Annotated in this window: 6 protein-coding genes; 1 reads left to right on the forward strand and 5 read right to left on the reverse strand. The window is 70.8% G+C overall.

The window, feature by feature from the left end; genetic code table 11:
- Positions 1–75 precede the first annotated feature (75 nt).
- From mscL to FNX44_RS22920, 5 genes are all read right to left on the reverse strand, one after another.
- Positions 76–591, reverse strand: a complete 516-nt coding sequence (gene mscL / locus FNX44_RS22900) for a large conductance mechanosensitive channel protein MscL (RefSeq protein ID WP_181355346.1) — start codon at positions 589–591, stop codon at positions 76–78.
- Between the two features lie 196 nt (positions 592–787).
- A complete protein-coding gene (locus FNX44_RS22905) occupies positions 788–1351 on the reverse strand; it encodes an RcpC/CpaB family pilus assembly protein (RefSeq protein WP_323369593.1) in 564 nt (187 codons plus the stop codon).
- A 504-nt stretch (positions 1352–1855) separates the two neighbouring features.
- Positions 1856–2731, reverse strand: a complete 876-nt coding sequence (locus FNX44_RS22910; RefSeq protein WP_143650689.1) for an S-methyl-5'-thioadenosine phosphorylase — start codon at positions 2729–2731, stop codon at positions 1856–1858.
- 155 nt (positions 2732–2886) lie between these two features.
- Complete coding sequence (locus FNX44_RS22915) at positions 2887–3195, reverse strand: FmdB family zinc ribbon protein (RefSeq protein WP_143650690.1); 309 nt, start codon at positions 3193–3195, stop codon at positions 2887–2889.
- Positions 3196–3261: 66 nt separating this feature from the next.
- Complete coding sequence (locus FNX44_RS22920) at positions 3262–4563, reverse strand: MFS transporter (RefSeq protein ID WP_323369595.1); 1302 nt, start codon at positions 4561–4563, stop codon at positions 3262–3264.
- A 434-nt stretch (positions 4564–4997) separates the two neighbouring features.
- On the opposite strand from FNX44_RS22920, the gene FNX44_RS22925 reads away from it, so the two are divergent.
- Positions 4998–5809, forward strand: an 812-nt coding sequence (locus FNX44_RS22925; protein ID WP_143650691.1) for a penicillin acylase family protein, incomplete at its 3' end; no start/stop codon positions are given.

The following is a 5809-nucleotide window of genomic DNA, read 5'->3' on the forward strand; positions in this document are numbered from 1 at the left end:
TCCCCGGCCCGCTCCCAACCCACCCTCGGCCTGGCCGCGTGCCGTGCGCGGTCAGACCGTGGGCGAGGCCGCGGTTCAGTCCTGAGTTCCGGCCGACTCCCGGCGTGGACCAGCGAGCACCTGGGCGGCCTCCGTGCCCGTGGTGCCACCGGCGGTACGCTGCGCCACCAGCGCGTCCCTGATCTCCGTGAGCAGTTCCAGCTCCGTGGGCGGCGCCGGTTCGTCCGACGTGGGCTTCTTCGCGTCCTGACGTGCCTTGTACCGGTTCATCGGCACGATCATGAGGAAGTACACCACCGCCGCCGTGATGAGGAAGGTCAGTGAGGCGCTCAGCACCATGCCCCACTTGAAGAGGACTCCCTCGATCTCCCCGGCGGCATTCGTCGTGCAGGTGGTGAGGCAGGACTCGTACTGGTCGAGGTTCTTCGGCCCGATCGCGCCCACCACCGGGTTGATCATCCCGTTGACCATGGCGTCGACGATCTTGGTGAACGCCGTACCGACGACCACCGCGACCGCCAGCTCGACGACGTTGCCCCGCATCAGGAACTCCCTGAACCCCGCAAGGACCCCCTGCTTCTGCTCGCTCACCCGCGTGCCCTTCTCTCTCGACGTCAGCCGCTGCTCGGGAGAGCAGCCCCAGGCACGCTGCCCGAGTGGAAGCGGAGCTGTCCAGTCCGATCACCCTGAGAGGCGCCCTATCACTCAGGACGGTCACGGAACAGCGCAACTGTGCGGTCGAGGGAACGAGCGCGCCGTCTTGCCACCGGGTGCCGGGAGGGCGGCTTCACCACAGCGCCACCGAGAGGCTGTCGGCCGCCGCTCCGGCCAGTTCGCGGGCGGCGGAGGGCGGCACCGCGAGTACCACCAGGGCGCCGCCCGCGCCGGGTATGTGTTCCGCCTCGACCGGCCGGCCGATATCTCGTCCCGTCTCCGCCGCACGCCGGGCGGGGACCTTCGCCACCTTCGCCCTTCGCGCCACCAGCCGTGTGGCCCCGGTGGCGCCTGGGCGGGCCTCGCCGACAAACCCGGCGGGGAGCCCCGTCGGACTCGCGAACACGTCCACACGGTCGCCCGGCTGCAGCAACCGCACCACATCGGCGTCGGAGATCCGGACCGGCACCAGCACCCGGGCCGCCGCCCGAGGCGCGGCCGCTTCGCCGCCGGCTGCCCGCTCACCGGCCTGTGCGTCGGCTCGCTCAGCGGCCGCCTCGTCGGCGCCGGAGGCGGCGCGCTCGGCCGTCGTCGCCTGCCCGGTCGACCGCCCGGCGGCGTCGTCCGGCGCGGACACGCTGTCAGTGCCGCGTCCCAGGAGGATCAGACCCACCAGAGCCATGATGAGCGTCAGCACCAACGCCCCTCTGCGGCCGGCCGGCGGAAGCACTCTCCTCAACCGACCGCACGGCCCACCCGGCCCCACCCGGAGCGGGTCGAAGGAAGGCACGGAACGGGGTGGTGGAACGGCGGATCCGGGGGAGCCCCGGGCCCCACGACGGCCTCTACTCGCTGAGCGCGAATGGCCGGGGGAAGGCCCTGAGGTGCGGAACGATGGACTGACGGACATGGTCACCGCCTTTGTCACTCGGCCTCGCCCATGAAGGGCGTGGCCACGGGAAGGTCACCCGGCCGCGCTCGGACATCGTGCTGTCACGCTTCGACATCGAGGATGGCAAGCGGCGGCCGGTGACCTCATGCCGGGTCACCGTGCCGCCCGCCAGCTGAGCGGCCGTGCGGACACCACGGTGACGCCTTTGGCAAGATCCCGCTTGAGCCTGTGGACAACTCACAGGTTGTGGATAACCCCGTCACTCGTGCGCGGGAATCGGGCCGTGAGTCCTTCCGGTCCGGCCTACGGTCATGGCAGCCTGATTCCCAGCTCCAGACCGTCCAGCGCGTTCCGACACGGGCACAGACGCTCCTTCGGCAGCCGGCCGACCGCGTCGAACAGGACCTCGCGCAAGCGACCCACGTTCTCCCTGAACACCGACAGCACCTCGGCGTGGGAGACCCCGTCGCCGGTCTCTGCGCCGGCGTCGAGGTCGGTCACCAGGGCGATCGCGGTGTAGCAAAGGGCCAGCTCCCGGGCCAGCACCGCCTCGGGGTGGCCGGTCATCCCGACGACCGACCAACCCTGGGAGGCGTGCCAAAGGGACTCCGCCCGGGTCGAGAAGCGGGGCCCCTCGATGACCACGAGGGTGCCACCGTCCACGGGCTCCCAGCCGCGTCCCCGCGCGGCGGTCACCGCGGCCTCACGTCCGGAGGGGCAGTAGGGGTCGGCGAAGCCCACGTGGACCACGCCCGGGCGGCTGCCGTCAGGGAGCGGTTCACCGTCGTAGAAGGTCTGTACGCGGCTCTTGGTCCGGTCCACCTGCTGGTCGGGGACCACAAGGGTGCCGGGGCCGTACTTCTCGCGCAGTCCGCCGACCGCGCACGGTGCGAGAACCTGCCGTACACCGAGCGAGCGCAGCGCCCAGAGGTTCGCCCGGTAGTTGATCCGGTGCGGGGGCAGATGGTGGTTCCGGCCGTGCCGGGGCAGGAACGCCACCCTGCGCCCGTCCAGGTCGCCGAGGAACACACTGTCGCTCGGCTCACCGTACGGGGTGTCGACCCGCACCTCGGTGACGTCGCGAAGAAAGGAGTAGAAACCCGAACCGCCGATGACCCCGATCTCCGCGCGAGCCGTCGTGGAGTGTGCGACGCAGTGCCCTGCCGTCTCAGCCTGTTCACTCATGGCGTTCACCCTATGGGCTGACGTGCCGGCGCCGGACCGACCACAGCCCTTGCCGCGCGACGGCGCGGCAAGGGCTGTGACAAAAGGCAGGCTGTATGGCGGACGGCGGCAGTTGGTCGTGGCGCGGAAGCCCAGACCACCGGGGGCCCGCTCGGTCAGGCAGCCGAGGTGCTGGCGGCCGAGGTGCTGGCAGCCGGGGCGGTGCTGCCGCTGTCCGACTTCGCCTCGCTCTTCTTCTCCCCGCCGGAGGAGGAGCCGGAGGCGGGCAGGCTGCTGCTCGACGAGGAGCCGCGGCTGTCGTTCCGGTAGAAGCCGGAGCCCTTGAAGACGATGCCGACCGCGGAGAAGACCTTCTTCAGGCGGCCTTCGCAGCTGGGGCAGTCGGTCAGGGCGTCATCGGTGAACTTCTGCACCGCCTCGAGGCCCTCGCCGCACTCGGTGCACTGGTACTGATAGGTCGGCACTTGCTCCTCCTGGCACTCTTCTCTGGGGAGTGCTAACGACGCCTAATGGTGCAGTATTCCGGCGGCTTAGTCCACCGACACCGGGATTCGGTGACCCTCGCCACGTGCGACCACCCGCTCCTCGGACTCCGAGGGGGACGGTACGACCGGGGTGCCGTCGGCGGTGCGGGGGCCGGCCAGCCGGCCGCGGAGCACCGCGACCGTGACGGCTGCCAGCGCCGTACCGGCGAGCGGGACGAGGAATCCGGCGGCGGAACCGACGCCGTCGGCGAGCTGTCCGGACGTGGTGGCCGCCAGTGCCTGGCCGAGTGCGACGGAGCCGGTCAGCCAGGTGAACGCCTCGGTCCGGGCGCCCGCCGGGACGAGCTGTTCGACGAGGGTGAAGCCGGTGATCAGCGCGGGCGCGATCGCCAGGCCGACCAGCAGCCCCACAGCGCCCACCAGTGCCGCCGACCCGAGGGAGGCGACGAACCACAGCGGCGCGGTGGCCAGCGCCAGCAGCACGTAGGCCCGGGGGAGACGCTGGTGCGGGGCCGAGCGCCAGACGACGACTCCGCAGGCGATACCCGCCAGCATGTTGCCGCCGGCGAAGACGCCGTACAGCAGGCCGTTCGCGCCGGGCGCGCCGATCGACTGGGTGAAGGCGGTCAGCGAGACCTGCATGCCACCGAAGACGGCCCCGATACCGAGGAAGGCGACGATGAGCACGCGCACACCGGGCACGGACAGTGCCGAGGCGCGTCCTCCGGCGGGCCGGGACCCGCCGTGGGCCGGCGGTGCCGTGCGGCTCTGAGCTGCGAAGAGCAGACCGCCGACAACCGTGAGGATCGCCTCGGCGGTCAGTCCGGCCGCCGGGTGCACGCCCGTGCACAGCGCGGTGGCCAGTACCGGGCCGACGACAAAGGTGAACTCGTCGGTGACGGACTCGAAGGCTGCCGCCGTGGGCATCAGGCGGCTGCCGCTCAGCCGGTGCGCCCACCGGGCACGGACCATCGGGCCGATCTGGGGCACGGTCGCGCCGGTGGGTACGGAGATCAGCAGCAGCGCCCACAGCGGCGCGTCGAGGAGAGCGAGGGTGATCAGTGAGGAGACGGCGGCGGCGTGCAGCAGCGCGCCGGGGACGAGCACCGCCCGCTGACCGAAACGGTCGGCGAGACGGCCCGCCTGGGGGGCGCAGAGCGCCATGGATATACCTGTCGCGGCGGAAACGGCGCCCGCGACGGCGAAGGAACCCGTGGTGTGCTGGACCAGCAGCACGATGCCGATGGTGAGCATCGCGAACGGCTGCCTGGCAAGAAAGCCGGGTACCAGGAACGACCAGGCGCCGGGTGTGCGCAACAGCTGACGGTAGCCGGGCTTGGAGGCCACGGCCGTGCCTTTCTGCCGTCTGGTAGCACCCGCGGTTTGCCGCGGTTGCCGAGAGCTGTCCTCTTGCGCCGTGCTGCCGGTGCGCGGTGATCCCGAGGGATGGTCGGGTCGCGCGGTCCGACCGGCGATCCGGTCGGGCAGTGGCGCCAGCTCTGCATCAGACAGGGTCGACTGACAAGAACGTGTGTGCTTTTGATACTAGCGGGCGCATGCCATTCTCCGCCTGGCATTCAAAGGTGATGCACGCCACGAGCCGTGAAACACCCGAGAGTGCTGCTCTGTTTCCGCACCAAGTGCTCGTTCGAGCATGTGGTCGAGTACCGGAAGCGTGACCTTCCGTCGGGCCGTCCAGCGTGGTCGGCCTACAGTTGCTCCAGCACGGATCAGCCGTTCAGCCGATCCGAAGGTCCCACCGGCCCCGCATAAGGACAGCGATGCCCGCCAAGAAACGGTCCCGACGCACCCGCCTGATCGTGATCACTGTCGTGCTGCTGCTGGTGGCGGGGGTGGGCGGCGGAACCTTCTGGACGGTGAGCACCGTACGGGCGTCCTTCCCGCAGACCACCGGCTCACAGCAGATCAAGGGCCTGTCCGGGACCGTCAACGTCAAGCGGGACGGCAACGGCATCCCGCAGATCTACGCGGGCACCGCCGAGGACCTGTTTCTGGCGCAGGGCTATGTGCACGCCCAGGACCGGTTCTGGGAGATGGACGTCCGTCGTCACATGACGGCCGGCCGGCTGTCCGAGATGTTCGGGGACAAGCAGGTCGAGACCGACGCCTTCCTGCGAACGCTGGGCTGGCGCCGCGTCGCGCAGGAGGAGTACGACAAGAAGCTGTCGGCGTCGACGAAGAAGTACCTCGACGCGTACGCGACCGGCGTGAACGCCTACCTGAAGGAGCGCAGCGGCTCCGGCCTCTCGGTCGAGTACGCGGCGCTCGGCCTGGTCAACGCCGACTACAAGCCGGAGCCGTGGACTCCGGTCGACTCGGTGGCCTGGCTGAAGGCCATGGCGTGGGACCTCCGCGGCAACCTCAGGGACGAGATCGACCGAGCCCTGATGGCGGGCCGCCTCAGCGTCCGGCAGATCGAGGAGCTGTACCCGGGCTACCCGTTCGACCGCAACGAGCCGATCGTCGACGGCGCCGGTGACGGCAACACCGGCAGCGGCGACGGCGGCGGCGACACCGGGAACGTCGGCGGCGTGGGCGCCCCCGACCAGGGCACCCCCGACCCCGGCACGAC

It is taken from the genome of Streptomyces alkaliterrae (genome assembly GCF_007097205.2).
Classification (GTDB): Bacteria; Actinomycetota; Actinomycetes; order Streptomycetales; family Streptomycetaceae; genus Streptomyces; species Streptomyces alkaliterrae.